Source organism: Cellulosimicrobium sp. NPDC057127 (assembly GCF_042670945.1).
In the GTDB taxonomy this organism is placed as follows: Bacteria; Actinomycetota; Actinomycetes; order Actinomycetales; family Cellulomonadaceae; genus Cellulosimicrobium.
This window is the reverse complement of the sequence record NZ_JBHUUP010000002.1, coordinates 1-25,680: the sequence shown is the minus strand read 5'-3', so window position 1 is coordinate 25,680 and position 25,680 is coordinate 1. Positions and strand designations below refer to the sequence as shown.

Sequence of the window (25,680 nt, the reverse complement as noted above, 5' to 3'; positions counted from 1 at the left end):
CCCCACCGCCCTGGTGAGGACCGCATCGAGTTGGTCCCTCCCACCAACTAGTCTCGACCGTGTGACCGAGTCCTCCGCCACGACCCACGCCCCTGCCGCCCCGACGCCCGGTGCGCCGGGCGCCGCACCCCTGACGGGGACCGCCGCGAAGCTCGCCGACCTCGACCGCCGGCGCGCCGCTGCGACGACGGACCCGGAGGAGGCGGCGCGCACGAAGCAGCACGCGCGCGGCAAGAAGACGGCGCGCGAGCGCATCGACGCGCTGCTGGACGAGGGCAGCTTCGTCGAGCTGGACGCGTTCGCGAAGCACCGGTCGGTGAACTTCGGCCTGGAGAAGAAGCGGATCGCGGGCGACGGCGTCGTGGTGGGTCACGGCACGATCGACGGCCGTCAGGTGTGCGTCTACAGCCAGGACTTCACGGTGTTCGGCGGGAGCCTCGGGGAGGTCCACGGGCAGAAGATCACCAAGGTGCAGGACCTGGCACTGCGCACGGGCGTGCCGCTGATCGGCATCAGCGACGGCGGCGGCGCACGCATCCAGGAGGGCGTGGCGGCGCTGACGCAGTTCGCGGAGATCTTCCGCCGCAACGTGGCGGCGTCGGGCGTGATCCCGCAGATCTCGCTCATCCTCGGCCCGAGCGCGGGCGGCGCCGTGTACTCCCCCGCGCTGACGGACTTCATCGTCATGGCGGACCAGACGTCGAACATGTTCATCACGGGCCCGGACGTGATCCGCGCGGTGACGGGTGAGAACGTCGGGTTCGAGGAGCTCGGTGGTGCGCTGACGCACAACGAGCGGTCGGGCGTGGCGCACTACATGGGGACGGACGAGGACGACGCGATCGACTACGTGCGCCACCTCGTGTCGTACCTGCCGCAGAACAACCTGTCGGACGCGCCGTCGTACCCGCCGGAGGACACGGAGCTCGACGTGACGGAGGAGGACCTCGAGCTCGACACCCTCGTCCCGGACTCGGACTCCCAGCCGTACGACATGCGGACCGTGGTCGAGCACGTGCTCGACGAGGGCGCGTTCCTCGAGGTCCAGCCGCTGTTCGCGAAGAACGTCATGGTGGGCTTCGGCCACGTCGAGGGGCAGGCGGTGGGCGTGGTCGCGAACCAGCCGCTGTCGATGGCGGGCACGCTCGACATCGACGCGGCCGAGAAGGCGGCCCGGTTCGTGCGCACGTGCGACGCGTTCAACATCCCGGTGCTCACGCTGGTGGACGTGCCGGGCTTCCTGCCGGGCACGGACCAGGAGTGGAACGGCATCATCCGCCGCGGGGCGAAGCTCATCTACGCGTACGCGGAGGCGACGGTGCCGCTCGTCACGATCATCACGCGCAAGGCGTACGGGGGCGCGTACATCGTCATGGGCTCGAAGCAGCTCGGCGCGGACGTCAACCTGGCGTGGCCGACGGCGCAGGTCGCGGTCATGGGCGCGGGCGGCGCGGTGAACATCCTGCAGCGCGCGACGCTGAAGCGGGCCGCGGACGAGGGCAAGGACGTGGAGGCCGAGCGCGCGCGGCTCGTCGCAGAGTACGAGGACGCGATCGTCAACCCGTGGGACGCCGCGGAGCGCGGCTACGTCGACGCGGTGATCCGCCCGTCGGAGACCCGCGTGCAGGTGGTCCGGGCGCTGCGCGCGCTGCGGACCAAGCGCGCGAGCCTGCCGCCGAAGAAGCACGGCAACATCCCCCTGTGACGACGAGCAGCCGGAGGACGGCGAGGACGCGGAGGACGCACGCATGAGCCACGAGGACGCCACGCACGGGCCCGCCCCGCTCGGGTCGGTGGACCCGGCGCCCATGCACGCCGCGGTCGACGCGCTGGCGGCGGCCCTGCACGGGTACGTCGAGGCCGCGGTGGGCGTGCGCGCCGAGTTCGGGGCGCACGAGGCGGACGAGGACCCGCGCATCCTCGCGCTCGAGCAGCAGGTCGGGGCGTGCAACGCGCGGCTCTTCGACACGCTGCACGACGCGCTGGGCATGCACCCGGACCTCACCTCGTCGGTGTGGGAGCCCGACCCCGGCGAGGAGGTGGCCGACGACGCGGACACCGTGCCGCGCGACACGGTCGCCGAGGAGTTCTACCTCGGCTTCGTCGTCGCGCCGCCCGCCGGGACGGCCGACGTCGGCATGGACGACGTGGTCGGTCTGCTCGACGACGCCGGGTCCGCGGTGGTGCAGCGGCTCGTCGACTCCGGGTTCGACGTGGTCGAGTGGACGGCCTCGCGCGGCGACGCGTACGACGACCTCGACGACGACGGGACGGAGGACGAGCGATGAGCCCGGAGCACCGGCCGAGCGTGCGCGTGGTGCGCGGCACGCCCGACGAGATCGAGGTCGCGGCGCTCGTGGCGGGGCTCGCGGCGGCCGGCGCGGCGTCCGCGGTGCCCGACGACGAGGCCCCCGTCGAGGAGTGGACGAACCGCGTCCGCGGCCTGCGCGGGACGGGCGGAGGCGCGACCGCGAAGTCGTTCGGCGGGCGCGCCGGGCGCCACAACGCGGACGCGTGGCGCTGGAGCCTGCGATCGTGACCACCACGCCGCACTCCGCCGCCCCGCGCGTCTCGCGCCTGCCCGTGCGGTCCGTCCTCGTCGAGCTGCCCGCGTCGCCCGAGGCGCTCGAGACGCCGCCCGTCGATCTTCCGGACGCCGCCCCGGTGCCCTTCTGGCGACGCTGGTCGTGGGCGGTCGCGTTCGTGCCGACGGTCGCGCTCGTGGTCTACCAGCGGGTCGCGTCCGGCCGTGGCTGGCCCGTCCCGGAGGTCGTCGTCCTCGCCGCGACCCTCGGCCTGCTCGTGACCGCCCTGCTCGCGCTCGTGCGGTACCTCGACGACCGCGGTGCCGCGGCGGCGGCACGCGGTCGCCGGGCGCTGCTCGACGCACCGGTGCCGGCCACGGGGACGTTCACGCCGGGACCGGCGCGCGAGACCGCCCGGGCGCGGCGAGCTCCGGAGCCCGGCGACCCCTCGGGTGCGGGGCCCGCCGCGACGACGGAGGACGGCACGCTCACCGTGGTCCCCGCGTCGGGAGCGCCTCTCGCCCGACCGGTGCGCGTGGTCGTGCCGGCAGGCACGCAGGGGCCGCGCCCGGGCGACCCGTTCGCCGTCTGGCACGCCGCCGACGACCCCGAGGCCACCGGTGTGCTCCTCGTGCGGTACCACCGCACGTGGGCGGACGACGTCCTCGCGGCGCTGCACCCGGCGGACGACGCCGACGCGTAGCCGACCGGTGCACCGCGCACGCCGAGGCTACCCTCGTGCCCGTGAGCACACCCGCACCCGCCGCCCCCGACGCCGGCACCTCCCGCACCCCCACGGCCGTCGACGCGGTCGCCGAGGCCTACACGACCCGTCTCGCCGAGCTCGACCCGATCGCCGCGACGGCGATGGGCCTGCCCGGCTACGACCACCTGGTGACCGACCTGTCCCCCGCGGGCCACGAGGCCCGCGCCGAGGCCGACCGCGCGGTGCTGCGCGAGCTCGCCGGCCTGGAGCCGGTCGACGACGTCGACCGCGTGACGCTCGCGGCGATGCGCGAGCGCGTCGGCCTCCAGCTCGAGCTGCACGAGGCGGGCGAGCCGCTCGCGAGCCTGAACAACATCGCCTCCCCGGTGCAGGAGCTGCGGGACGTGTTCGACATCATGCCGACGGGGACCGTCGAGGCGTGGGAGAACGTCGCGGCCCGGCTCAACGGCCTCCCGGGTGCGCTCGAGGGCTACACCGCGTCCCTGGCCGAGGCGGCGTCGCGCGGCAACGTCGCCGCGATCCGCCAGGTGCGCGTCGCCGCCGAGCAGGCGCGCGAGCTCGCCGACCCGCAGTCGTCCTTCTTCACCACGTTCGTCCGGGGCGAGGCGGCCGCCGCCGTCCTCGACGACTCCTCCGCGTGCTCGCTCGTGCGCGCCGAGCTCGAGCGCGGCGCCACGGCCGCGCGCGAGGCGTACGGGCGTCTCGCCGACTTCCTCACGACGACGCTCGCGCCGCAGGCCCCGGAGCGCGACGCCGTGGGGCGCGAGCGCTACGCGCTGTTCTCGCGCACGTTCCTCGGCGCCGAGGTCGACCTCGACGAGACGTACGCGTGGGGTCTGGAGGAGCTCGCGCGCGTCGTCGCCGAGCAGGAGGAGATCGCGCAGCGCATCGCCGGGCCCGGCGCGGGCGTCGAGGACGCCGCGGCCGCGCTCGACGCCGACCCGTCCCGCAAGCTCCTCGGCACCGACGCGCTGCGCAGCTGGATGCAGGAGACGTCCGACGCGGCGATCACGGCCCTGAACGGCGCCCACTTCGACATCCCGGCGCCCGTGCTCGACCTCGAGTGCATGATCGCGCCGACGCAGACCGGCGGGATCTACTACACGCCGCCGAGCGACGACTTCTCGCGTCCGGGGCGCATGTGGTGGTCGGTCCCGGCCGACGTCACCGAGTTCAACACGTGGCGCGAGAAGACGACCGTCTACCACGAGGGCGTCCCGGGCCACCACCTGCAGTGCGGCCAGGCCGTGTTCGCGCGCGACACGCTCAACACGTGGCGCCGCCTCGCGTGCTGGGTGTCGGGCCACGGCGAGGGCTGGGCCCTGTACGCGGAGCGCCTCATGGCCGACCTCGGCTTCATGGAGGACGACGGCGACCGGCTCGGCATGCTCGACGCGCAGCGCATGCGCGCCGCGCGCGTCGTGCTCGACATCGGCGTCCACCTCGGCCTCGAGTGCCCCGAGCAGTGGGGTGGCGGGACCTGGGACGCCGACAAGGCGTGGACGTTCCTGTCGGCCAACGTCAACATGCCCGAGTCGTTCGTGCGCTTCGAGCTCGACCGCTACCTCGGCTGGCCCGGGCAGGCGCCGTCGTACAAGGTCGGCCAGCGGCTGTGGGAGCAGACGCGGGACGCAGCGCGTGCGAACGCGGAGGCGCGCGGCGAGACGTTCGACGTCGCGGCGTTCCACGAGCGCGCGCTGAACCTCGGGTCGGTCGGCCTGGACGTGCTGCGCGACGCGCTCGCCTGACGCGTCCGCGTGGGCGCCGTCCTCGTCGGCTTCGCGATCATCGGGGTCGTCGTCGCAGCCGGGTACGTCAGCGCCCGGCTCGGCGTCGGGGGCCCGGGGGCGAGGACGGCGCTCAACCAGGTCGGGTTCTTCGTCGCGAGCCCGGCGCTGCTGTTCACCGTCCTCGCGCGGGCCGACGTCGCGCACCTCGTCCAGGCACCGCTCGCGGTCGCGGCGGTCGGCGCGCTCGTGTCGGGCGCGGTCCTCGTCGCGGTCGACCGGCTCTGGCTGCGGCTGCCCGCCCCGGAGGCGACGGTCGGCGCCGTCGCCTCCGGGTACGTCAACGCGAACAACATCGGCCTGCCCGTGGCCGTGTACGTGCTCGGCGACGCGACGGCCGTCGTGCCGGTGATCCTGCTGCAGCTGCTCGTGCTCGCGCCGCTGACCCTGCTGGTCCTCGACGCAACGACGAGCGGCCGCGTCTCCTGGCGACTCGTGATCGCCCAGCCGGTGCGCAACCCGATCATCCTGGGGTCGGCCGCCGGCGCGGTCGTCTCTGTCGCCGGGTGGACGCCGCCCACGGCGGTCATGGCCCCGCTCGAGATCCTCGGCGGTGCCGCCGTGCCGGTGATCCTGCTCGCGTTCGGCATGTCGCTGCACGGGTCGCGGCCGCTGCGGCGGGGCGAGGCGCGCGCGGCGGTCTGGGTCGCGAGCGCGGTCAAGCTGGTCGTCATGCCGCTCGTGGTGCTCGTCGTCGCCCGGTTCGCGTTCGGGCTCGACGACGCGGCCGTCGCCTCCGCGGTCACGCTCGCCGCGCTGCCGACGGCGCAGAACGTCTACAACTACGCGGCGCGCTTCGGCCGCGGGGAGATCCTGGCCCGCGACACGATCCTCGTCACGACGGCCGGGTCGCCCGTCGCGCTGCTCGTCGTCGCGCTGCTGCTCGCGTGAGGGACGACGGCCGGGCGGCCAGTAGTCTGCGGGGGTGCTGCGCCTCCTCCTCGCCTCCCGCTCCCCCGCCCGCCTCGCCACGCTGCGCTCCGCCGGCGTGACCCCGCTCGTGCGCGTGTCGGACGTCGACGAGGACGCCGTGCTGCGCGACGCCCGCGAGCGCTACGGCGACCTGGAGCCGGTCGACGCCGTCCTGGTGCTCGCGCGCGCCAAGGCGGAGGAGGTCGCGCGCGCGGTGGAGGCCGACGGCATTCCGGACGGCACCGCGGACGACACGACCGTCTCGGACGACGAGGCCTCCGCGGCGCCCGAGCCCGACCTGCTCGTCGGGTGCGACTCGATGCTCGAGCTCGACGGCGAGGTCCTCGGCAAGCCGGCCGACGCCGACGAGGCGCGCGCCCGCTGGCGCGCGATGCGCGGCCGGGTGGGCGTGCTGCACACCGGCCACTGGCTGATCGACCTGCGTGACACGCAGGACGGCGGCACGGGCGCGACGTTCGGCGCGACGGCGTCGACGACCGTGCACTTCGCCGACCTCTCCGACGCCGAGGTGGACGCGTACGTGGCCACGGGAGAGCCGCTGCACGTCGCCGGGGCGTTCACCGTGGACGGGCTCGGCGGGCCGTACGTGGAACGTGTCGAGGGCGACCACCACAACGTCGTCGGCATCAGCCTGCCGCTCGTGCGCGAGCTGCTCGGCGAGGTCGGCGTCGGCTGGCACGAGCTGCGGGACTGACACCCGGGGGTTGTGGACGCCGGACAACGGAGCGGCCCCCGGGCCATGCGGAGGCCGCGTGCCATGGAGGTTTCCTCCAACCCGCCTCGGCCGTCGTTGGCCGCTTCTCCAATCTTGCCCGGGACCACCGCCCGAGCGTGATCGGCGGTCCGGGCACGCGTTACGGTGAGCCGTGCCCGCGAACCCCTCCCTGCGCAAGGTCCTCATCGCCAACCGTGGCGAGATCGCCGTCCGCATCGCCCGCGCGTGCGCCGACGCCGGCATCGCGTCCGTCGCGGTCTACGCGGACCCGGACCGCCAGGCGCCGCACGTGCGCCTCGCCGACGAGGCGTTCGCGCTCGGCGGCGCGCGGGCCGCGGAGACGTACCTCGACATCGCGAAGCTGCTCGACGTCGCGCGCCGCTCCGGGGCGGACTCGGTGCACCCGGGCTACGGCTTCCTCGCGGAGAACGCGGAGTTCGCGCAGGCCGTCGTCGACGCCGGTCTCGTGTGGATCGGCCCGCCGCCCGCCGCCATCGAGGCGCTGGGCGACAAGGTGAGCGCGCGCCACATCGCCCAGCGCGCCGGGGCCCCGCTCGTGCCCGGCACGCCCGACCCGGTCGCCGACGCGAGCGAGGTGCACACGTTCGCCGCCGAGCACGGCCTCCCGATCGCGATCAAGGCGGCGTTCGGCGGCGGCGGCCGCGGCCTCAAGGTCGCCCGCGCGGCGGACGAGATCGACGAGCTCTACGAGTCCGCCGTCCGCGAGGCCACCGCGGCGTTCGGCCGCGGAGAGTGCTTCGTCGAGCGCTACCTCGACACGCCGCGCCACGTCGAGACCCAGTGCCTCGCCGACGCGCACGGCACGGTCGTCGTCGTCTCGACGCGCGACTGCTCGCTCCAGCGCCGCCACCAGAAGCTCGTCGAGGAGGCGCCCGCGCCGTTCCTCACGCCCGAGCAGGAGGCGCAGCTCGACGCGGCGTCGAAGGCGATCCTGCGCGAGGCGGGCTACGTCGGGGCGGGCACGTGCGAGTTCCTCGTCGGCGCCGACGGGACCATCTCGTTCCTCGAGGTGAACACGCGGCTCCAGGTCGAGCACCCGGTCTCCGAGGAGGTCACGGGTATCGACCTCGTGCGTGAGCAGCTGCGCATCGCCGCGGGCGAGCCGCTCGGGTACGAGCGCACGACCGTGCGCGGCCACTCGATCGAGTTCCGCATCAACGGCGAGGACCCGGCGGCGAACTTCCTGCCCGCCCCGGGCCGCATCTCGACGCTGCGGTTCCCGTCCGGCCCCGGCGTGCGCGTCGACTCGGGCGTCGTCGAGGGCGACACCATCTCCGGCGCGTTCGACTCGATGATCGCGAAGGTGATCGTCACCGGCGCGACCCGCCGGCAGGCCGTCGAGCGCTCGCGCCGTGCCCTGCGCGAGCTCGAGATCGAGGGCATCCCCACGGTCGTGCCGTTCCACCGCGCGGTGCTCGACGCCGACGCGTTCGTCCCCGCGGGCGACGAGCCGTTCCGCGTCCACACGCGCTGGATCGAGACCGAGTTCGCCGACCGGCTCGCCGAGCTGGCCCCGGCCCCCACGCCCGCCCCGGCGGCGGACGAGGACGCCGAGGAGCTCGCGACGGAGCGCGTGGTCGTCGAGGTCGGGGGCAAGCGGCTCGAGGTCGTGCTGCCCGCCGGGCTCGGGATGGCCGCCGGTCGCGCCCGCAGCGCGAACGCCCGCCGCCCCGCGCGGCGCGCCGCGGCGCGCGCCAACGGGGGCTCCGGCACGACCCTCGCCTCCCCCATGCAGGGCACGATCGTCAAGGTCGCGGTCGAGGACGGCGCCCAGGTCGCCGAGGGCGACCTCGTCGTGGTGCTCGAGGCCATGAAGATGGAGCAGCCGCTGCTCGCCCACCGGGCGGGGACCGTGCGCGCGCTCGCCGCGAACGCCGGTGCGAGCGTGAGCGCCGGGACGGCGATCTGCGAGATCGTGGACTGACGCGGGGCGCGACCGCCCTCGGACGGATCAGTCGAGCGCGGGCTCGGCGCGGGTCTCGACGGCCCCGGCGTGGGCGACGTGCGAGAGCTGGCGCCACACGAGCGCGAGCGTGATCCCCGCCCCGGCGAACGCGAACCAGAACGGCGCCGTCAGGCCCCAGGCCTGGGCGAGGACGCCGCCGAGGAGCTGACCGACGGCGATCCCGCCGTAGACGCACACCATGTACGCCGCGGACACGCGACCCTGGAGGCCGGTCGGCACGGCGCGCTGGCGCACGGTGCTGGAGACGGTGCCCCACACGAAGGAGTACAGGCCGAACACCCCCATGACGACGATCGCGACCCAGCCGGTCGTCGTGAGGGCGAGCGCGAGGTGCATGAGCACCTCGAGGCTGAGGCACACGCGCATGAGCGTCGCGAGACGCACGCGACGCTCGAGGCGTCCGTAGAGCCCGATGGCGAGGATCCCGCCGACGGCCGACGCGGTCGTGAGCAGGCCGAACCCCACCTCTCCCATGTGCAGGTGGTCGAGCGCGTACGTGACGAGGACGGCCCAGGGCGCGGCCCACGTGATGTTGAACGCGAGGATGACGAGCGCGAGGGTGCGCACCGGCGGGTCGGCGAGGATCCAGCGCACGCCCTGGGCGATGTCGCGGCGCACGTGGCTGCGCTCGTCACGGGCCGGGACGGGCGTCGTCGCGATGCGCGCGACGAGGAGCACGGCCAGCAGGATGCTGATGGCCTGCGCGACGAACGGCCACACCGTGCCGGCGGCGAAGAGGAACGCCCCGACCGGCGGTCCGACGAGCTGGTTGCCCACGAGGAACCCGGCCTGGAGCCGGGCGTTGCCGGTCCCGAGGTCGCGCCGGTCGACGAGCATCGGCAGCAGCGTGCTCGTCGTCGTGTCGGCGAACACCTCCGCGACGCCGAGGCAGAACAGGGCGACGAGCACGACGGTGATGCTCACCCGGTCGGTGACGAGGAACGCGCACAGGGCGGCGACGACGCCGGCGCGCAGCAGGTTCGCGACGACGACGAGGCGGCGCCGGTCGACCCGGTCCGCGATCGCCCCGGCCCACAGGCCGAGCAGCAGCCAGGGGACGCGCTGCACGAGCGCCGCGAGCGCGACGAGGAACGCGGAGTCCGTCTGGGACTGCACGAGCAGCGGCCCCGCGGCGAGCGCGATGCCGTCGCCGACGTTGCTCGTCCAGGACGACGTGACGAGCCACCGGAAGCTCGTGCCCATCCGTCGCGGGACGACCGCCTCGACGATCCCGCTCATGCCCGCTCCTCGCTCACGAGAGCCAGAGCCTACGTCTCGGTGGCCGTCGCCCGCGCCTCCTGCGGCACGACGCGCCAGCAGCGCCCCCGTGCCGCCCCGCACCACCGTGCCGCACCTGGCAGCATGGCTCCCGTGACGATCCCCACGACGCCCCGGGACCCGGGCGAGCCCTCGCCGCGCCCCGCCCGGCACCTGCAGCCCGGCGACGGCTGGGTGGAGTGCGCGTGCGGACGTCGGCACTGGGGGCTGCACGGCGCGGCCGGGCTGCTGCTGGCGCGCCGGGACACGCGCGGTGCCGCACGCGACGTGGTGCTCCAGCACCGTGCCCCGTGGAGCGACCAGGGCGGGACGTGGGGTGTGCCGGGCGGCGCCGTCGGGCCGGACGAGACCCCCGTCCAGGGGGCGCTGCGCGAGGCGCAGGAGGAGGCCGGCATCGACCCGGCGACGGTGCGGGTGCTGGACGAGCGCGTGCTCGACCACGGGCCGTGGCGCTACACGACCGTCGTGGCCGAGCTCGCCGACGGGGCAGGGCTCGAGCCGCGCGCCACCGACCCGGAGAGCGTCGAGGTGCGGTGGGTCGCCGTGGACGACGTGCCCGCGCTGCCGCTGCTGCCCGCGTTCGCGGACGCGTGGCCGGCGCTGCGGGCCGCCCTCGACCGCGAGGCGTGACCGCCCGCCCCTCTCGGCCCTCCCTGCCTCCCAGCCCTCCCGGTCCTCCCGGTCCTCCCGGTCCTCCCAGTCCTCCCAGGCGCCGGGTCGCCCGCGGCGGGCTATCGTCGGCAGGTGCGCATCGAGCTGACCGTGACCGAGGCCGTCGAGCTGGCGCGAGCCGCCGGCGGGCTCCCGCCGTTCGTGCGCACCGTGACGGGCGAGGACGACGGCGTGCACGTCACGCTCGACCTGCGCCGCGTGCCCGACGCGCCGTCGGCCCTGCGGGTCGCGGCGCGCCTCGTCCCGGTCGTGCGCGCGACGCTGCGCCTGGAGTCGTTCGTCGCGGGCACGGCGGTCGTCGCGGTCGAGGCGAACGCCGCGGGCCTGCCTGCGCACAAGCTCCTCGGTGTCGCCCAGGGCCCGCTGCAGGCCGCCCTGCGTTCCCGTGGCCTGCCGCCGGACGCGCTGCACGTGCTCCCCGACGCCCGGGTCGCGGTCGACGTCCAGGCACTCGCCGAGGCGGCGGCCGGCGACCGCCTGCCCGCCGTCCGGCTCACCGACGTCGCGTACACGGAGGGGACGGTGCACGCGGAGGCCGAGCTCTGACGACGCTCAGGACTCGTGGTGGTGCAGCATCCGTGCGACCTCCGCGATCGACCCCGTGAGCGACGGGTACACCGTGAAGGCGGAGGCGACGTCGTCGACCGTGAGGCGGTGCGACACCGCGAGCGTGATGGGGAAGACCAGCTCGCTCGCGCGCGGGGCGACGACCACGCCGCCGAGGACGACGCTCGCCTCGGGGTGCGCGAAGAGCTTGACGAAGCCGTCGCGCATGCCCAGCATCTTCGCGCGCGGGTTGCGCGCGAGCGGGAGCGTCGTCGTGACGTACTTGCTGTTCTGGGCCTTGAGCTGCTCCTCGCTGTAGCCCACGGTCGCGATCTCGGGCGCGGTGAAGATGTTCGCCGCGACGGTCCGGAGCTTGATGGGCGCGACGGAGTCGCCGAGCGCGTGCGACATCGCGACGCGTCCCTGCATCGCCGCGACGGACGCGAGCGGCAGCACGCCCGTGCAGTCCCCCGCCGCGTAGACGCCGCGCGCCGTCGTGCGCGAGACCTTGTCGACCTCGACGTGGCCGCTCGGCGTGAGCCGCACGCCGGCCTCCTCGAGGCCGATGCCCTGCGTGGACGGGATCGAGCCGACCGCGAGGAGCACGTGCGACCCGTCGACCACGCGCCCGTCGGCGAGCGTGACGCGCACGCCGTGCTCGGTCCGCACCGCGGACTCGGCGCGCGAGCGCGACATCACCGTCATGCCGCGCGAGCGGAACACGCCCTCGAGCAGCTCGGCGGCGTCGGCGTCCTCCCCCGGCAGCACACGGTCGCGGCTCGAGACGAGCACCACGTCGGAGCCGAGCGCGTTGTACGCACCCGCGAACTCGGCACCCGTGACACCGGAGCCGACGACGATCAGGCGCTCCGGCAGCTCCTTGAGCGCGTACAGCTGCGTCCACGTGAGGATGCGCTCGCCGTCGGGCTGCGCGGTGGGCAGCACGCGCGGCGTCGAGCCCAGCGCGAGCAGGACCGCGTCGGCGGGGAGCGTCACGTCGGACCCGCCGCCCTCGCTCCCCGCGCCCGCGACGACCACCCGCTCCGGCCCGTCGAGACGTCCCGTCCCGATGACCACGCGGACGCCCTCGCGCTCGAGGCGCGCCCGGATGTCGGCCGACTGCGCGGCCGCGAGCGCCAGGACGCGGGCGTTCACGGCTTCGAGGTCGACGATGTGGCGCCGGGCCGCGGGGTCCTGCGTCGTCGCCGTCTCGGCGGGGAGCCGGATGCCGAGGTCGGCGGCCCGGTCCGCGATGGTCATCCAGTCCGCGGTGGCGATGAGGGTCTTCGAGGGGACGACGTCGGTGAGGACGGCGGCGCCGCCCATGCCGTTCTTCTCCACGACCGTGACGTCCGCGCCGAGGCGGCGTGCGACGAGAGCGGCCTCGTACCCGCCGGGGCCACCTCCCACGACGACGATCCGGGGGGCCTGGCGGTCGAGCGTCTCGTGCGTCACGTGGGCCATTGTGTCAGGCGCCGGCACCGGCGTGAGGCACCGCGCGGGGCGCGCGTGGCGGGACGGCCGCCCCGCGCCAGGGTGCCTTCCCAGGTCGGCGACCCGTGGGAGGACTAGCCTTGCGACCATGACGACGACGCCTGCGAGCACACCCTCGCTCGACGACCCGACCACCGACCCGTTCCTCGTGGCGAGGGCGGCCGCGGACCACATCGCCGAGGCGACCGGCGTCGACGGGCACGACATGGCGCTCGTCCTCGGTTCCGGGTGGGGCGGCGCGGCCGAGCTGCTCGGCGAGGTCGTGGCCGAGATCCCGACGCACGAGATCCCGGGCTTCTCGGCGACGGCGGTCGCGGGGCACCTGAGCGTGACGCGCTCGATCCGCGTCGAGCGCCACGACGGCTCGGTGCGCCACGCGCTGGTGCTGGGCTCGCGCACGCACCTGTACGAGGGGAAGGGCGTGCGCGCCGTCGTCCACGGGGTGCGCACCGCCGCGGCGACCGGCGCGGAGACCGTGGTCCTGACCAACGGTGCGGGCGGGCTGCGCACCGAGTGGTCGGCCGGCACGCCGGTGCTCATCGCCGACCACCTCAACCTCACGGGCCGGAGCCCGCTCGAGGGTCCGACGTTCGTGGACCTCACGGACGTCTACTCCCCGCGGCTGCGCGAGCTCGCCCGCGGCGTCGACCCCACCCTCACCGAGGGCGTGTACGCGCAGTTCCCCGGACCGCACTACGAGACGCCGGCCGAGGTGCGGATGGCACGCACGGCAGGCGCGGACCTCGTCGGCATGTCCACGACGATCGAGGCGATCGCCGCGCGCCACTGCGGGCTCGAGGTGCTCGGGGTCTCGCTCGTGACGAACCTCGCCGCCGGCATCAGCCCGACGCCGCTGTCCCACGCGGAGGTCATCGAGGCCGGCCAGGCGGCAGGCCCCCGCATCAGCTCCCTCCTCGCCGACATCGCGAAGCAGGTGTGACATGACCGAGCGCGCCGCGTCCCGCCGCCGGACGGCCCCGACCCGACCCGGCGTCCCCGCCGAGGCCGTGGACGACCCGGGCTTCGACCCGGGCGCGGACCACGGTCCCTTCCTCCAGCGCGTCGCCACCTGGGTGGACGACGACGTCGACGCGCAGGACCAGGCCGAGCTGCGCCGTCTGCTCGACCTCGCCGACTCCCCCGACCCGCGCAAGCACGACGTGCGCGTGGCGGCGCTGGCCGACCTGCGCGACCGGTTCTCGGGCCCGCTCGCGTTCGGCACCGCCGGGCTGCGGGGCCGCATGGGCGCGGGGCCGCACCGGATGAACCGTGCGGTCGTCGTCCGCGCCGCGGCAGGGCTGGGCGCGTTCCTGCGCGAGACGCTCGGCAGCGGCGAGCGGCCCCGCGTGGTCGTCGGCTTCGACGCGCGGCACCGCTCGCGCGCCTTCGCGGTCGACACCGCGGCCGTCCTCACGGCGGCGGGGGTCGACGTGTCGGTGCTGCCGTCGGCGCTCCCCACGCCCGTGCTCGCGTTCGCCGTGCGGCACCTCGGCGCGGACGCCGGCGTCATGGTCACGGCGAGCCACAACCCGCCGGCCGACAACGGGTACAAGGTGTACCTGGGCGGCCGCGTCGCCACCGGCTCCGGCCAGGGCGTCCAGATCGTCGCGCCCTACGACGCGCGGATCGCCGCCGCGATCGACGCCGTCGGCCCGGCACGTGAGGTCCCGCGCGCGGAGACCGGCTGGACCGTGCTCGGACGGGACGTCCTCGACGCCTACGTGGGCGCCGTCGTCGCCCTGTCCGACGGCGCACCCCGGCGCCTGCGCGTCGTCACCACGGCGCTGCACGGCGTGGGCGGCGCCGTCGTGGCGCGGGTGCTGCGCGAGGCCGGGTTCACCGACGTCGTGCCCGTCGAGGAGCAGCTCGACCCGGACCCCGAGTTCCCGTCCGTCGCGTTCCCCAACCCGGAGGAGCCGGGCGCGATGGACCTCGCGCTCGCCTACGCGCAGGACGCCGGGGCGGACGTCGTGCTCGCCAACGACCCGGACGCGGACCGCTGCGCCGTCGCGGTCTACGACCCGCGCGTCGGCACCTACCAGGGCGCGGAGACGGCGCGCTCCAACGGGTGGCGGATGCTGCACGGCGACGAGGTCGGCGCGCTGCTCGGCAACGACGTCGCCGTCCGCGGCGCCGCATCCGGTGCACCCGGCGGCGTACTCGCGTGCTCGATCGTGTCCTCGCGCCTCCTGGGCCGCATCGCCGCCGCGCACGGCCTGGGCTTCGCCACGACGCTCACCGGGTTCAAGTGGATCAGCCGGGTCGACGGCCTCGCGTTCGGCTACGAAGAGGCGCTGGGCTACTGCGTCGACCCCGAGCACGTGCGCGACAAGGACGGCATCAGCGCGGCCCTGCTCGTCGCGCAGCTCGCGAACCGGCTCAAGGCCCAGGGGCGCACCCTCGTCGACGCCCTCGACGACCTCGCGCGGGCGCACGGCCTGCACGTGACCGACCAGCTCTCCGCCCGGTTCGAGGACCTCGACCGCATCGGCGCGACGATGGCGCACCTGCGCAACGCCCCGCCGCGCACGCTCGCCGGCGCGGGCGTGACCGACGTCGTCGACCTGTCCGCGGGCCTCGACGGCCTGCCGCCCACCGACGGCGTGCGGATCCTCACCGCGGACGGCACTCGGGTGATCGTGCGCCCGAGCGGCACCGAGCCGAAGGTCAAGTGCTACCTCGAGGTCGTCGTGCCGGTCGCGACCGACGCGTCGCACGACGACCTCACCGCCGCGCGCGCGTTCGCGCGCGAAAGGCTCGACCGGGTCACGACCGACATGCGCCGCGCGCTCGGCCTCTGAGCCGCCTGCGGACGCACCGACGGCCCCGGCGCAGTGCACGCCGGGGCCGTCGTGCGTCGGCCGCTGCCGTCAGCGGCCGCTCGCCGCGGTCAGTAGCCGGAACCCGCGTCGGCGCTCGGTGCACCGCCCTCGAAGCCCGCGAGGACGGCGGCGGTGCCGGACAGGCCGAGGCGCGTCGCGCCGTGCTCGATCATCGCGAGGGCGTCGGCGAGGGTGCGGACCCCGCCGGACGCCTTGACGCCGAGGCGACCGCCCACGGTCTCCGCCATGATCGACACCGCGCGCGTCGTCGCACCGCCCGTGGGGTGGAACCCCGTGGAGGTCTTGACGAAGTCGGCGCCCGCGGTCTCGGACGCCCGGCACGCCTCCACGATCTCGTGGTCGCTCAGCGCGGCGGACTCGATGATGACCTTGAGGACGCGGTCCTCCGGTACGGCGGCGCGCACGGCGGCGACGTCCTCGCGCACGGCGTCCCACGCACCGGCCTTCGCCGCGCCGACGTCGATGACCATGTCGACCTCGTCCGCGCCGTCGCGCACCGAGCGGGCCGCCTCGAACGCCTTGACGTCGCTGTGGTGCTTGCCCGACGGGAACCCGCACACGGTCGCGACGAGGAGCCCGCGCTCGCGCGTGGTCGCCGGGTCGAGCGGCAGCATCGACGGGGACACGCACACGGAGTAGACACCGAGGCGCACCCCCTCGTCGACGAGGGCCGCGACGTCGGCGGGCGTCGCCTCGGGCTTGAGCAGCGTGTGGTCGACGAACCGGGCGAGCGCGGCCGCGTCGAGAGGTGCCGCGCTCATCGCTGCGCCCCCTCGACGAGCTGGTACCCGGGCAGGATCACGTCGTCGACGAGCGCGCGGCGCTCGTCGTGGTGGACGAACGCGCTCCACGCCGCGGTGAGCGTGACGTCGGCGAGGTCGTCGAGTGTCCAGCCGGCCTGCTCGACGAGCAGCGTCATCTCCTGCGTCATCGACGTGCGCGACATGAGCCGGTTGTCGGTGTTGAGCGTGACCGCGAAGTCGAGCTCCTTGAGGAAGGTGACGGGGTGGTCCGCGATCGACGTCGCGGCGCCCGTCTGCACGTTCGACGACGGGCACAGCTCGAGCGGGACCTGGTGGTCGCGCACCCAGTGCGCGAGGCGCCCGAGCGCCGCGGTGCCGCTGCGCTCGTCCCGTGCGACGTCCTCGACGATGCGCACGCCGTGACCGATGCGGCTCGCCTGGCCGAGGTGCACGGCCTCCGCGACCGACTCGACGCCGGCGGCCTCCCCGGCATGGATGGTCACCGGGAAGTTCTGCTCGGCGAGGTACCGCCAGATCCCGGCGTGGCGCGACGGCGGGAAGCCGTCCTCCGCGCCCGCGATGTCGAACCCGACGACGCCGTTCGCCCGGTTGGCGACCGCGAGCTCGGCGATCTCCTGCCAGCGGTCGGCGTGCCGCATCGCGGTGACGAGCTGGCCGACGCGGATCGTGCGCCCGGACCCCGCGACCTCCGCGACGCCCTGCTCGATGCCCGCCTGGACGGCGTCGACCGTCTCCTGCAGCGTCATCCCCCGCTGCAGGTGCTGCTCCGGGGCCCAGCGCTGCTCGGCGTACACCACGCCGTCCGCCGCGAGGTCGAGCACGGCCTCGCGCGCCACGCGCGCGAGCGCGTCGGGCGTCTGCATGACGGCGATCGTGTGGTCGAACGTCTCGAGGTAGCGCACGAGGGAGCCGGAGTCGGCCGACTCCGCGAACCAGGTCGCGAGCGACGGGCCGTCGGCGGCGGGCAGGTCGTGGCCGACCTCGGCGGCCAGCTCGAGGATCGTCCCGGGCCGCAGGCCGCCGTCGAGGTGGTCGTGGAGCACGACCTTCGGCAGGGACCGGATGACGTCCGCGGTCAGCGGACGGGTGTCGGTGGTCATGCGCCCACGCTACCGGCAGCGGCGGCGACCGCTCACGCGTAGTCGTCCTCCTCGCCCGGCACGGCCGAGGCCTGCTCGACGACGTCCGCCTCGCTCGCCTCCCCGGCGAGGTCGGGGCGTGCGGAGGCGGGTCGGTACTCGTCCGGGGCGTGCTCCGGGTGGTCGACGGGCGGGTCGCCGCTCTCCACCTCCTCGACGAGGTTCACGACCTCCTCGTCCGGCTCGACCAGGCCGGCGTCACGCTGGGCGTCGTCACCGGGGACCGTGCTCATGGCGACTCCTCTCGACGGGGGCGGGATGCGTCCCCATCCTCACGCCGCAGCCTCCCCGTCGCCAGTCCGCCGCCGGCCCGGTCGTCGGGCCGGTCGTCGGGCCGGTCGTCGGGCCGGTCGTCGGGCCCAGCCGCAGGCCGGGCCGGCAGGAGCGTCCAGACGACGTGCGGCCATCCACCGAGCGCGCGCCGCACCGCCGGGTCCGTCGCCCCCGCGCCGATGCGCCCCGCGTCGAGGCGGTGCACCGTGCCGGACGAGGGCTCGTAGACACGGCACCGGCCGTGCGCGTCGACCGCGGTGAGGAGCACGACGTGGCGCGGCACCGCGGCGGCGAGACCGCCCGAGAGGTCGCCGCCGGTGAACAGCGGCACGGGGATCCCGCGGGCGGCCGCGCGCACCGCCGCGTCGAGGAGGACCCAGCCGTGGGCCCCTCCCACGACCCGGTGCGTGTAGCGCACGTCGGCGTACCGGGCGGTGCGCGCAGCACCCCACGGCGGCGTGCCGAGGCCGGCGGGCCACGGGAACGGGCCGAGCGACCGCCGTGCGGTGCGCCGCTTGACCAGCCGCTGGAGCCGTTCCCACCGCGCGGCGGCCGCCGCAGGGCCGTCGTCACCGGCGCGGGCGGCGGGCGGGTCCGTGGCACCGGCGGTCGTGCCGGTCCCGAGCCACAGCGCGAGGACGGGGTCGCCGGCCGCGGCGAGGAGGGCGAGCACCGCGGACCCGCACGTCGTGCCGTCCACCTGGCGCGCCGGGACTCCCCCGACGGTGAGCGGACGCACCGGCGCTCCGTCGGTCCGGGCGCGCTCGGGCAGCCGGTCCAGCGGGTCGAGCACCGCGCGCCGCTCCGCCTCCCCGAGGGTCTCCAGGCTCCGCGCGAGCGCCGCGACGACCGGCTCGGCGTGGCCGGCGGCGCGGGCACGGTCCGTGGCGGACACGGGCGGCACGGCCACGGGGCCGGGCAGCGACGGCACGACGGCACGTACGACGGGCGCGACCACGGACGTCAGCCGCAGCCCCGACCACCCCCGTGCCGTGGTCACACGACGCCCAGCGCTCGCGACAGCGCCCACACCGCGCCCACCCCCGCGAGGGCGACCACGAGGCCGACGACGCGCACGAGGAACGACCACGCGTACAGCCGTCCGTGCGACGGCAGCCGCCCGTCGGGCGGGCGCAGGACCGCCGGGACGAGGGACAGCACGGCCACGGTGGCGGCGGCCCACACGACGAGCGTGTGCCCGGACCGCAACCCCGACGCCCCGAGCAGCAGGGCACCGACGACCACACCGAGGACGGTGCGCTGCCACGCGAGCGCCGTCCGCTCCGGTTGCAGGCCCTCGTCGCGCTGCGGAGCCGTCACGGCAGGGACGCCGCCTCGCCCAGCCCCGCGGCCGCCGCATAGGCCGCGATGAGCACCGCGAGCAGGACGACGCCGACGACGAGCACCGGCAGACCGCCCGGCGCGGGCAGCGGCTCCCGCCGGCGCAGCGCCCGCTCGTTGCGGCGCCACGCCACGAGCGCGTAGACGGCACAGCTCGCGCCCACCAGGCACGCGACGGCCGCCACGACGTCGACGAGCCCGGGCAGGTCCGCGAACGTGGCGAACGACGTCAGCGCGACGCCGCCGGCGACGAGGCCCACGCCGGTGCGCACCCACGCGAGCGCCGTGCGCTCGTTGGCGAGGCTGAACCGTGCGTCCGGCTCCGTCCCGACGCCGTACACCGACCGGGGCCGGCGGTGGTCGTCCGGCTCCGCGCGCTCGTCGGCCACGTCAGCCGACGCGGTCGAGCACGACCGGGGTGCGGTCCACCCTCGTCCCCGGCGGCGCGATCCCCCACGCCCCCTCCAGCGCCTCGACCGCGCGCCCGAAGCGCTCCGGGGTGTCCGTGTGCAGGGTCATGAGGTGCTGGCCCTTGCGGACCGTGTCGCCCGGCTTGGCGAACATCTCGACCCCGGCGCCCGCCTGGACCGCGTCCTCCTTGCGGGCGCGACCCGCGCCGAGGCGCCAGGCCGCGACGCCCACCGCGTACGCGTCCAGGCGCTCGAGGACCCCGTCGTGGTCGGCCACGACGTGCTCCTTCTCCCGTGCGACGGGCAGGGGCGCGCGTGCGTCGCCACCCTGCTCGGCGATCATCTCGCGCCACTTGTCGAGGGCACGCCCTCCCACGAGGGCGTGGTGGACCTCCTCGGGGTCGTGCGGGCGGCCGGCCGCGGCGAGCATCTCGACCGCGAGCGCGACCGTCAGGTCGACGACGTCCTGCGGGCCCTCGCCGTGCATGACCTCGACCGACTCGCGCACCTCGAGGGCGTTGCCCGCGGTGAGGCCGAGCGGGGTCGACATGTCGGTGAGCAGCGCGACCGTGCGCACGCCGGCGTCCGTCCCGAGGTCGACCATCGTGCGAGCCAGCTCGCGTGCGGCGCCGAGCTCCTTCATGAAGGCGCCGGAGCCGACCTTGACGTCGAGCACGAGCGCCCCCGTGCCCTCCGCGATCTTCTTGCTCATGATCGACGACGCGATGAGCGGGACGGACTCGACGGTGCCCGTGACGTCGCGCAGCGCGTACAGCAGCCGGTCGGCGGGCGCGAGACCGGACCCGGCCTGGCAGACGACCGCCCCGACGTGCTCGAGCGCCGCCATCATCTGCGCGTTGGTCAGCGCGGCGCGCCAGCCGGGGATCGACTCGAGCTTGTCGAGCGTGCCACCGGTGTGGCCGAGACCCCGGCCGGACAGCTGCGGCACCGCCACCCCGAACGACGCGACGAGCGGCGCGAGCGGGAGGGTGATCTTGTCGCCGACGCCGCCGGTGGAGTGCTTGTCCACGGTGGGCCGTGACAGCCCCGTGAAGTCGAGGCGCTCTCCGGACGCGATCATCGCCTGCGTCCACCGGCCGATCTCCGTGCGGTCCATGCCGTTGAGGAAGATCGCCATCGCGAGGGCGGCCATCTGCTCCTCGGCGACCACGCCGCGCGTGTACGCGTCCACGACCCAGTCGATCTGCGCTCCGTCGAGCAGACCTCCGTCGCGCTTGGTCCGGATCACGTCGACGGCGTCGAACGGCTCCGCCGCCACGCCCTCGCTCGCCTCGCTCGTCACGAACGCTCCTCCAGATCGTCAGGCCCGAAGGCGTCGGGCAGCACGTCCCTCATCGTCGTGATACCACGGATGGAGTCGACGAGCAGGTCGGGCCCGCCGTGCTCCCACAGCAGCTGGCGGCACCGCCCGCACGGCATGAGCGTCGCGCCGTGCTTGTCGACGCACGCGAACGCCACGAGCCGCCCGCCGCCGGAGCCCACGAGCGCGCTCACGAGCGAGCACTCCGCGCACAGCGTGACGCCGTACGCCGCGTTCTCGACGTTGCACCCGACGACGACACGGCCGTCGTCGACGAGCGCCGCCGCGCCCACCGGGAACCCCGAGTACGGGGCGTACGCACGCGCCATGACGTCGCGCGCCGCGGTGCGCAGCGCGTCCCAGTCGACGACGGACGTCCCGTGCGCGTCGCCGGCCTGCGCCTGCCCCTCGGTCCCGGTCGTCATGCCCACCTCACTTGATGTACGGGACGCCCGAGGAGGCGGGGGCACGCACGCGCCCCACCAGACCGGCGACGGCGAAGATCGTCACGACGTACGGCGTCATGAGCATGATCTGGCTGGGGATGGGCGTGCCGACGATCCCGAGGACCGTCTGGAGGTTGTCGGCGAACCCGAACAGCAGCGCCGCCGCCAGCGCGCCGACGGGGTTCCAGCGCCCGAGGATCATCGCGGCCAGCGCGATGAAACCCTTGCCCCCGGTCATCTCCTTGCCGAACGCCAGGCCGGCCGCGACCGTGAAGAACGCTCCGCCGAGGCCGGCCACGGCCCCGCCGAGGAGGGTGTTCTTGACGCGCGTCGCGTTGACCTTGATGCCCACCGTGTCGGCGGCCTTCGGGTGCTCGCCCACGGCCCGCAGCCGCAGGCCCCAGCGGCTGCGGAACAGGAACACCTGCAGCACGACGACGGCCGCGTACATCAGGTACACGAGCAGCGTCTGGCGGAACAGCACCGGCCCCAGGACGGGGATCTGGGACAGCACCGGGATGTCGATCACCGGCAGCGGCGTCCGCGCGTTCCAGGTCGCGGAGTCCTCGGTGAGCACCGTGGAGTACAGGTAGCTCGTGACGCCCACCACGAGGACGTTCAGCACGACGCCGACGATGATCTGGTTCACCCAGTAGCGCACCGAGAAGATCACGAGCAGAAGGCCCACGAGCGCCCCCGCCACGGGCGCGGCGATCAGGCCCGCGTACGCGCTCGAGGTGACGGACGCGACGACCGCCGCGAGGAACGCCCCGGCGAGCAGCTGGCCCTCGATCGCGATGTTGATGATGCCGACGCGCTCGCACAGCACGCCGGACAGCGCTCCGAAGACGAGCGGCACCGCGAGGAACAGCGAGCCCTGCAGGAGACCCGTCACCGGGATCGCCGACTTCCCGGCACCGGCCCAGCACAGGAACGCCACGACCACGAGGACGCCGAACACGACGGGGAGCCAGGCCCCGACCTTGCGCCGCTCGACCGCCGCCCAGAACGACAGGCCCGCGAGCAGGAGCGCGAGGATCGTGAGGAACAGCGCGGCGCCGGTCGAGCTCACCGTGACCGGCTGGATCTGGAAGAAGTCCCCCGAGGACGAGAGCCGGAAGGTCGTCGTGGTCCCGCCCTCGGGCAGGAGGACGAAGAACAGGAACGACAGGAGGCCGATCACCGCGTACGCGACGGGCGCGCGCCAGCTGATGCGCGCCAGGGGCCTGCGCGCGGCCGCCGCGGAGGACGCGGGGGCCGGGGTCGTCGTCGCGGTGGTCATGCGCCGGCCTCCTGGGTCGTCGGGGTGGTGGTGCCGCGTGCGCGGCGACGTGCCGCGTGGCGCTCGGCGCGCGTCGGGCCGCCGGGCGTCGGCAGCCGGAAGATCGACCGCACGAGCGGCGGGGCCGCGATGAACAGCACGATGAGCGACTGCACGACGAGCACGATGTCGATCGGGGTGCCCGTGCGCGCCTGCATCGCGAACCCGCCGGCGCGCAGGGCGCCGAAGAGCAGGCCGGCGAGGACCGTGCCGAGCGGGCGCGAACGCCCCAGCAGCGCGACGGTGATCGCGTCGAAGCCGAAGCTCGCCGCGACCCCCGCGGTGAGGACCTGCTCCGTGCCGAGCACCTGGGCCGAGCCCGCGAGGCCGGCGAGCGCACCGGCGATCGCCATGACCCACACCGTCACCCACGGCACCGACATGCCGGCGGTGCGCGCCGCGTGCGGGTTCTCGCCGACGGCCCGGAAGCGGAACCCGAGCGTCGAGCGCTCCATGAGCCACCACACGCCGGCGGCGGCGAGCAGGGCGAGGACGAACCCGAGGTGGAGCCGGAAGCCCTCGCCGAGCAGGAGGGGGAACGTCGCGGTGCTCGGGACGGGCGGGCTGATGGGGTTCGAGCTGCCCTCCCGCTGGAACGGCGTCGTCGTGAGCAGGTACGCCACGAGGTACACCGCGATGTTGTTGAGCATGATCGTGACGATCACCTCGTGCGCGCCCGTGCGCGCCTTGAGGACGCCGGCGATGCTGGCCCAGAGCGCGCCGCCGAGCGCCGCGCCGAGGACGGCGAGCAGCAGGTGCAGGCCCGGGGGAAGGCTGAACGTGAAGCCGATGAACCCGGCGAAGATGCCGCCGAGGATGATCTGCCCCTGGGCACCGATGTTGAACAGGCCCGCCCGGAAGCCGATGCCCAGGCCGAGGCCGGCCAGGATCAGCGGCACGGACACCGTCATGGTCTCCGTGAGCGGTCGGAGCGCCCGCTCCAGGTCCGTCGCCCCGAAGTTGATCACGGAGCCCTGGAACAGCGCGCTGTACGCGCCGAACACGGCGTCCCAGATCGCCTCGAGCATGTCGGTGGGCCGCGCGAAGAAGTAGGTGGCGGCCTCCTGCACCTCCGGGTCGGCGGCGGCGATGAGGACGCCCCCGAGCACGAGGGCGGCCACGATCGCGAGCAGGGAGACGAGCCAGCTGCTCTCGAGCATCTCCCGCAGCACGCCGGCCCCCGTCGGACGCTCGGGCTCCTGGACGTCGCTCGGTGGTGCCGGCCTCGGCGGGACGGTGGGCGTCCCCTCGTCGTCCGCCATGGGCTGCTGGCTCACTGCGTGTCCTCCTCACGGGACGTGACGGCGGTCGCGCCGTGGGCGTCCGCGCCGGACGGCGCGTCGCCCGACGGCGCCGCGTGCGCCGCCTCGCCGAGGGTCGTGTGGTGCTGGGCGGCCTGGGCGACCGCCTCGTCGAGCGGCACCCCGGCCATCATGAGGCCGAGGACGTCCCGGTCCGTGTCCCCCGGGACCACGCCGACGACGCGGCCGCGGTACATCACCGCGATCCGGTCCGCGAGGGCGACGACCTCGTCGAGCTCGGTCGAGACGATGATCACCGGGGTACCGCGGTCGCGCTCGGCGACGATGCGCTGGTGGACGAACTCGATCGAGCCGACGTCGAGGCCGCGCGTCGGCTGGGAGGCGATGAGCAGGCGGAGCGGCCGCGACATCTCCCGGGCCAGCACGACCTTCTGCTGGTTGCCGCCCGACAGGGTGCCCGCCGGCGTCTCCACCGACTGGGTGCGCACGTCGAACTCGACGACGCGCTGCTCGGCGTTGCTGCGGATGGAGCCCTTGCTGAGCGCTCCGGCGCGCGAGTACGGCGACGAGGACACGAGGTCCAGCACGAGGTTCTCCTCGACGGAGAACGTGCCGATGATGCCGTCGGTGCTGCGGTCCTCGGGGACGTAGCCGACCCCGGCGCCCAGCACGTCGGAGACGCCGCGGCCGACGAGCTCCTTGCCGTCGAGCCGGACGGATCCCGCCGCAGGACGGCGCAGCCCCACGATCGTCTCGGTGAGCTCGGTCTGCCCGTTGCCCTGCACGCCCGCGACGACGAGGATCTCCCCGCGCGCGACGTCGAGGTCCACGTCGTCCACGACCGCGGTGCCCACGTCGTCGAGCACGGACAGCTCGCGCACCTGGAACGTCGCGTCGCCGGCGCGGGCGGGCTCCTTCGCGACCCCGAGCTCGACGGAGCGCCCGACCATGAGCGACGCGAGCTCGGTCTCGCTCGCGGTGGGCTCGGCCGTGCCGACGACCTTGCCGCGGCGGATCACCGTGATGCGGTCGGCGATCGCGCGGACCTCCCGCAGCTTGTGGGTGATGAAGACGATCGACGTCCCCGCCTCCTTGAGCTGGCGCATGATGGCGATCAGCTCGTCGGTCTCCTGCGGGGTGAGGACCGCGGTCGGCTCGTCGAGGATGAGGACCCGCGCGTCGCGCGAGAGCGCCTTGATGATCTCGACGCGCTGCTGGACGCCGACGGGGATGTCCTCGACCATCGCGTCGGGGTCGACCTCGAACCCGAAGCGGTCGGAGATCTCCTGCACGAGGCCGCGTGCCCGTCGGGCGTCGATGAGACCGCCGCCGCGGACGGGCTCGTGCCCGAGCGCGACGTTCTCGGCCACGGTGAAGACCGGGACGAGCATGAAGTGCTGGTGCACCATGCCGATGCCGGCCGCCATCGCGTCGCCCGGGCCGGCGAACTGCACGGGACGGTCGTCGACGAGGATCTCGCCGTCGTCGGGGTCGTAGAGCCCGTAGAGCACGTTCATGAGGGTGCTCTTGCCGGCACCGTTCTCCCCGAGCAGGGCGTGGATCTCGCCCGGCTCGATGACCAGGTCGATGTGGTCGTTGGCGACCAGGGACCCGAAGACCTTCGTGATCCCGCGCAGCTCCAGCTTCACCGGCCGGCCTCTCCTGTTCGTCCGCGTACTCCATCGAACCGCACCCCGGCGCGCACGTCACGTCGTGCCGTCGCCGCTGCGGTCCACCGTCGGGCCGCCCTCACGGCGTCCCGCGGTCAGACCGGTGGCCCGGGCGGCGAACGCCCGGGCCACCGTCGGCGCGGGGCGGGGCGGGCCCGGGCGCCGCGGCCGGGGGGGTGGGGGTTCTCGAGCGGCAGGCGCGGTGGGTGGCGGCCCCCACCAGCGG

25 protein-coding genes are annotated in these 25,680 nt (G+C 75.0%); 12 read left to right on the top strand and 13 right to left on the bottom strand.

All coding sequences use genetic code 11. The annotated features are described in order from the left end of the window. The first annotated feature begins 61 nt into the window (after positions 1 to 61). The 8 genes from ACFTZA_RS01810 to ACFTZA_RS01775 all read left to right on the top strand — a co-directional run bounded on the left by ACFTZA_RS01810 (position 62) and on the right by ACFTZA_RS01775 (position 8,632). Positions 62 to 1,705 (top strand): acyl-CoA carboxylase subunit beta, encoded by a 1,644-nt coding sequence (locus ACFTZA_RS01810; protein WP_378190149.1) that lies wholly within the window; start codon positions 62 to 64, stop codon positions 1,703 to 1,705. A 43-nt stretch (positions 1,706 to 1,748) separates the two neighbouring features. Further along, positions 1,749 to 2,288: a hypothetical protein gene (locus ACFTZA_RS01805; protein ID WP_378190148.1), complete on the top strand. Its 540-nt coding sequence runs from the start codon at positions 1,749 to 1,751 to the stop codon at positions 2,286 to 2,288. Beyond that, positions 2,285 to 2,539: an acyl-CoA carboxylase epsilon subunit gene (locus ACFTZA_RS01800; protein ID WP_378190145.1), complete on the top strand. Its 255-nt coding sequence runs from the start codon at positions 2,285 to 2,287 to the stop codon at positions 2,537 to 2,539. The genes ACFTZA_RS01805 and ACFTZA_RS01800 overlap by 4 nt, the downstream gene beginning before the upstream one ends. Next, entirely contained in the window at positions 2,536 to 3,228 is a 693-nt protein-coding gene (locus ACFTZA_RS01795; protein ID WP_378190143.1) for a hypothetical protein, read from the top strand. The genes ACFTZA_RS01800 and ACFTZA_RS01795 overlap by 4 nt, the downstream gene beginning before the upstream one ends. 41 nt (positions 3,229 to 3,269) lie before the next feature. Then, positions 3,270 to 5,000 carry a DUF885 domain-containing protein gene (locus ACFTZA_RS01790; protein ID WP_378190141.1) on the top strand — a complete coding sequence of 577 codons (1,731 nt, stop codon included), beginning with the start codon at positions 3,270 to 3,272 and terminating at the stop codon, positions 4,998 to 5,000. A 9-nt stretch (positions 5,001 to 5,009) separates the two neighbouring features. After that, the gene (locus ACFTZA_RS01785) at positions 5,010 to 5,930 is read left to right on the top strand and encodes an AEC family transporter (protein WP_378190138.1); all 921 of its coding nucleotides are present in this window, start codon (positions 5,010 to 5,012) and stop codon (positions 5,928 to 5,930) included. Positions 5,931 to 5,964: 34 nt separating this feature from the next. Beyond that, positions 5,965 to 6,666, top strand: a complete 702-nt coding sequence (locus ACFTZA_RS01780; protein WP_378190136.1) for a Maf family protein — start codon at positions 5,965 to 5,967, stop codon at positions 6,664 to 6,666. 172 nt (positions 6,667 to 6,838) lie between these two features. Then, positions 6,839 to 8,632 (top strand): acetyl/propionyl/methylcrotonyl-CoA carboxylase subunit alpha, encoded by a 1,794-nt coding sequence (locus ACFTZA_RS01775; RefSeq protein WP_378190134.1) that lies wholly within the window; start codon positions 6,839 to 6,841, stop codon positions 8,630 to 8,632. Positions 8,633 to 8,659: 27 nt separating this feature from the next. On the opposite strand, the gene ACFTZA_RS01770 is transcribed toward ACFTZA_RS01775, so the two are convergent. Next, positions 8,660 to 9,913, bottom strand: a complete 1,254-nt coding sequence (locus ACFTZA_RS01770; protein ID WP_378190131.1) for an MFS transporter — start codon at positions 9,911 to 9,913, stop codon at positions 8,660 to 8,662. Between the two features lie 123 nt (positions 9,914 to 10,036). Between ACFTZA_RS01770 and ACFTZA_RS01765 the strand changes: the two genes are divergently transcribed. Together ACFTZA_RS01765 and ACFTZA_RS01760 are read left to right on the top strand one after the other, a co-directional pair. Further along, the gene (locus ACFTZA_RS01765) at positions 10,037 to 10,582 is read left to right on the top strand and encodes an NUDIX domain-containing protein (protein WP_378190129.1); all 546 of its coding nucleotides are present in this window, start codon (positions 10,037 to 10,039) and stop codon (positions 10,580 to 10,582) included. A 114-nt stretch (positions 10,583 to 10,696) separates the two neighbouring features. Continuing rightward, positions 10,697 to 11,170 carry a hypothetical protein gene (locus ACFTZA_RS01760; RefSeq protein WP_378190127.1) on the top strand — a complete coding sequence of 158 codons (474 nt, stop codon included), beginning with the start codon at positions 10,697 to 10,699 and terminating at the stop codon, positions 11,168 to 11,170. Between the two features lie 6 nt (positions 11,171 to 11,176). Here ACFTZA_RS01760 and ACFTZA_RS01755 read toward each other — a convergent pair whose 3' ends face one another. Beyond that, a complete protein-coding gene (locus ACFTZA_RS01755) occupies positions 11,177 to 12,634 on the bottom strand; it encodes an NAD(P)H-quinone dehydrogenase (protein ID WP_378190125.1) in 1,458 nt (485 codons plus the stop codon). A 118-nt stretch (positions 12,635 to 12,752) separates the two neighbouring features. Between ACFTZA_RS01755 and ACFTZA_RS01750 the strand changes: the two genes are divergently transcribed. Next, entirely contained in the window at positions 12,753 to 13,604 is an 852-nt protein-coding gene (locus ACFTZA_RS01750) for a purine-nucleoside phosphorylase (protein ID WP_378190123.1), read from the top strand. 1 nt (position 13,605) lies between these two features. Further along, positions 13,606 to 15,465 (top strand): phospho-sugar mutase, encoded by a 1,860-nt coding sequence (locus ACFTZA_RS01745; RefSeq protein ID WP_378190120.1) that lies wholly within the window; start codon positions 13,606 to 13,608, stop codon positions 15,463 to 15,465. 89 nt (positions 15,466 to 15,554) lie between these two features. On the opposite strand, the gene deoC is transcribed toward ACFTZA_RS01745, so the two are convergent. Genes deoC through ACFTZA_RS01690 form a run of 11 tightly spaced genes read right to left on the bottom strand, consistent with a single transcriptional unit; the run spans position 15,555 to position 25,433 of the window. Then, positions 15,555 to 16,268, bottom strand: a complete 714-nt coding sequence (gene deoC, locus ACFTZA_RS01740; protein ID WP_378190118.1) for a deoxyribose-phosphate aldolase — start codon at positions 16,266 to 16,268, stop codon at positions 15,555 to 15,557. Further along, positions 16,265 to 17,371: an adenosine deaminase gene (locus tag ACFTZA_RS01735; protein ID WP_378190116.1), complete on the bottom strand. Its 1,107-nt coding sequence runs from the start codon at positions 17,369 to 17,371 to the stop codon at positions 16,265 to 16,267. Before ACFTZA_RS01735 ends, deoC begins: the two co-directional genes overlap by 4 nt. A 32-nt stretch (positions 17,372 to 17,403) precedes the next feature. Continuing rightward, entirely contained in the window at positions 17,404 to 17,643 is a 240-nt protein-coding gene (locus tag ACFTZA_RS01730) for a hypothetical protein (protein ID WP_378190114.1), read from the bottom strand. Continuing rightward, positions 17,640 to 18,683: a hypothetical protein gene (locus ACFTZA_RS01725; protein ID WP_378190112.1), complete on the bottom strand. Its 1,044-nt coding sequence runs from the start codon at positions 18,681 to 18,683 to the stop codon at positions 17,640 to 17,642. The genes ACFTZA_RS01730 and ACFTZA_RS01725 overlap by 4 nt, the downstream gene beginning before the upstream one ends. Continuing rightward, the gene (locus ACFTZA_RS01720; RefSeq protein ID WP_378190110.1) at positions 18,680 to 19,003 is read right to left on the bottom strand and encodes a DUF202 domain-containing protein; all 324 of its coding nucleotides are present in this window, start codon (positions 19,001 to 19,003) and stop codon (positions 18,680 to 18,682) included. Before ACFTZA_RS01720 ends, ACFTZA_RS01725 begins: the two co-directional genes overlap by 4 nt. Further along, positions 19,000 to 19,413, bottom strand: a complete 414-nt coding sequence (locus tag ACFTZA_RS01715; RefSeq protein WP_378190108.1) for a YidH family protein — start codon at positions 19,411 to 19,413, stop codon at positions 19,000 to 19,002. Before ACFTZA_RS01715 ends, ACFTZA_RS01720 begins: the two co-directional genes overlap by 4 nt. Position 19,414: 1 nt before the next feature. Further along, positions 19,415 to 20,737 carry a thymidine phosphorylase gene (locus ACFTZA_RS01710; RefSeq protein WP_378190106.1) on the bottom strand — a complete coding sequence of 441 codons (1,323 nt, stop codon included), beginning with the start codon at positions 20,735 to 20,737 and terminating at the stop codon, positions 19,415 to 19,417. After that, positions 20,734 to 21,180, bottom strand: coding sequence for a cytidine deaminase (locus ACFTZA_RS01705; protein WP_378190104.1), 447 nt, complete (start codon positions 21,178 to 21,180; stop codon positions 20,734 to 20,736). The genes ACFTZA_RS01710 and ACFTZA_RS01705 overlap by 4 nt, the downstream gene beginning before the upstream one ends. 7 nt (positions 21,181 to 21,187) lie before the next feature. Continuing rightward, the gene (locus ACFTZA_RS01700) at positions 21,188 to 22,483 is read right to left on the bottom strand and encodes an ABC transporter permease (protein WP_378190102.1); all 1,296 of its coding nucleotides are present in this window, start codon (positions 22,481 to 22,483) and stop codon (positions 21,188 to 21,190) included. Then, complete coding sequence (locus ACFTZA_RS01695) at positions 22,480 to 23,784, bottom strand: ABC transporter permease (RefSeq protein WP_378190746.1); 1,305 nt, start codon at positions 23,782 to 23,784, stop codon at positions 22,480 to 22,482. The genes ACFTZA_RS01700 and ACFTZA_RS01695 overlap by 4 nt, the downstream gene beginning before the upstream one ends. 11 nt (positions 23,785 to 23,795) lie before the next feature. After that, entirely contained in the window at positions 23,796 to 25,433 is a 1,638-nt protein-coding gene (locus ACFTZA_RS01690; protein ID WP_378190099.1) for an ABC transporter ATP-binding protein, read from the bottom strand. Positions 25,434 to 25,680 lie beyond the last annotated feature (247 nt).

Bases quoted from the DNA above. Each gene is read 5' to 3' on its own strand.
- ACFTZA_RS01805 (WP_378190148.1), top strand. From the start codon at position 1,749: ATGAGCCACGAGGACGCCACGCACGGGCCCGCCCCGCTCGGGTCGGTG.
- deoC (WP_378190118.1), bottom strand. From the start codon at position 16,268: ATGAGCGCGGCACCTCTCGACGCGGCCGCGCTCGCCCGGTTCGTCGAC.
- ACFTZA_RS01695 (WP_378190746.1), bottom strand. From the start codon at position 23,784: ATGGCGGACGACGAGGGGACGCCCACCGTCCCGCCGAGGCCGGCACCA.
- ACFTZA_RS01735 (WP_378190116.1), bottom strand. From the start codon at position 17,371: ATGACCACCGACACCCGTCCGCTGACCGCGGACGTCATCCGGTCCCTG.
- ACFTZA_RS01765 (WP_378190129.1), top strand. From the start codon at position 10,037: ATGGCTCCCGTGACGATCCCCACGACGCCCCGGGACCCGGGCGAGCCC.
- ACFTZA_RS01755 (WP_378190125.1), bottom strand. From the start codon at position 12,634: ATGGCCCACGTGACGCACGAGACGCTCGACCGCCAGGCCCCCCGGATC.
- ACFTZA_RS01700 (WP_378190102.1), bottom strand. From the start codon at position 22,483: ATGACCACCGCGACGACGACCCCGGCCCCCGCGTCCTCCGCGGCGGCC.
- ACFTZA_RS01800 (WP_378190145.1), top strand. From the start codon at position 2,285: ATGAGCCCGGAGCACCGGCCGAGCGTGCGCGTGGTGCGCGGCACGCCC.
- ACFTZA_RS01730 (WP_378190114.1), bottom strand. From the start codon at position 17,643: ATGAGCACGGTCCCCGGTGACGACGCCCAGCGTGACGCCGGCCTGGTC.
- ACFTZA_RS01770 (WP_378190131.1), bottom strand. From the start codon at position 9,913: ATGAGCGGGATCGTCGAGGCGGTCGTCCCGCGACGGATGGGCACGAGC.
- ACFTZA_RS01745 (WP_378190120.1), top strand. From the start codon at position 13,606: ATGACCGAGCGCGCCGCGTCCCGCCGCCGGACGGCCCCGACCCGACCC.
- ACFTZA_RS01705 (WP_378190104.1), bottom strand. From the start codon at position 21,180: ATGACGACCGGGACCGAGGGGCAGGCGCAGGCCGGCGACGCGCACGGG.
- ACFTZA_RS01750 (WP_378190123.1), top strand. From the start codon at position 12,753: ATGACGACGACGCCTGCGAGCACACCCTCGCTCGACGACCCGACCACC.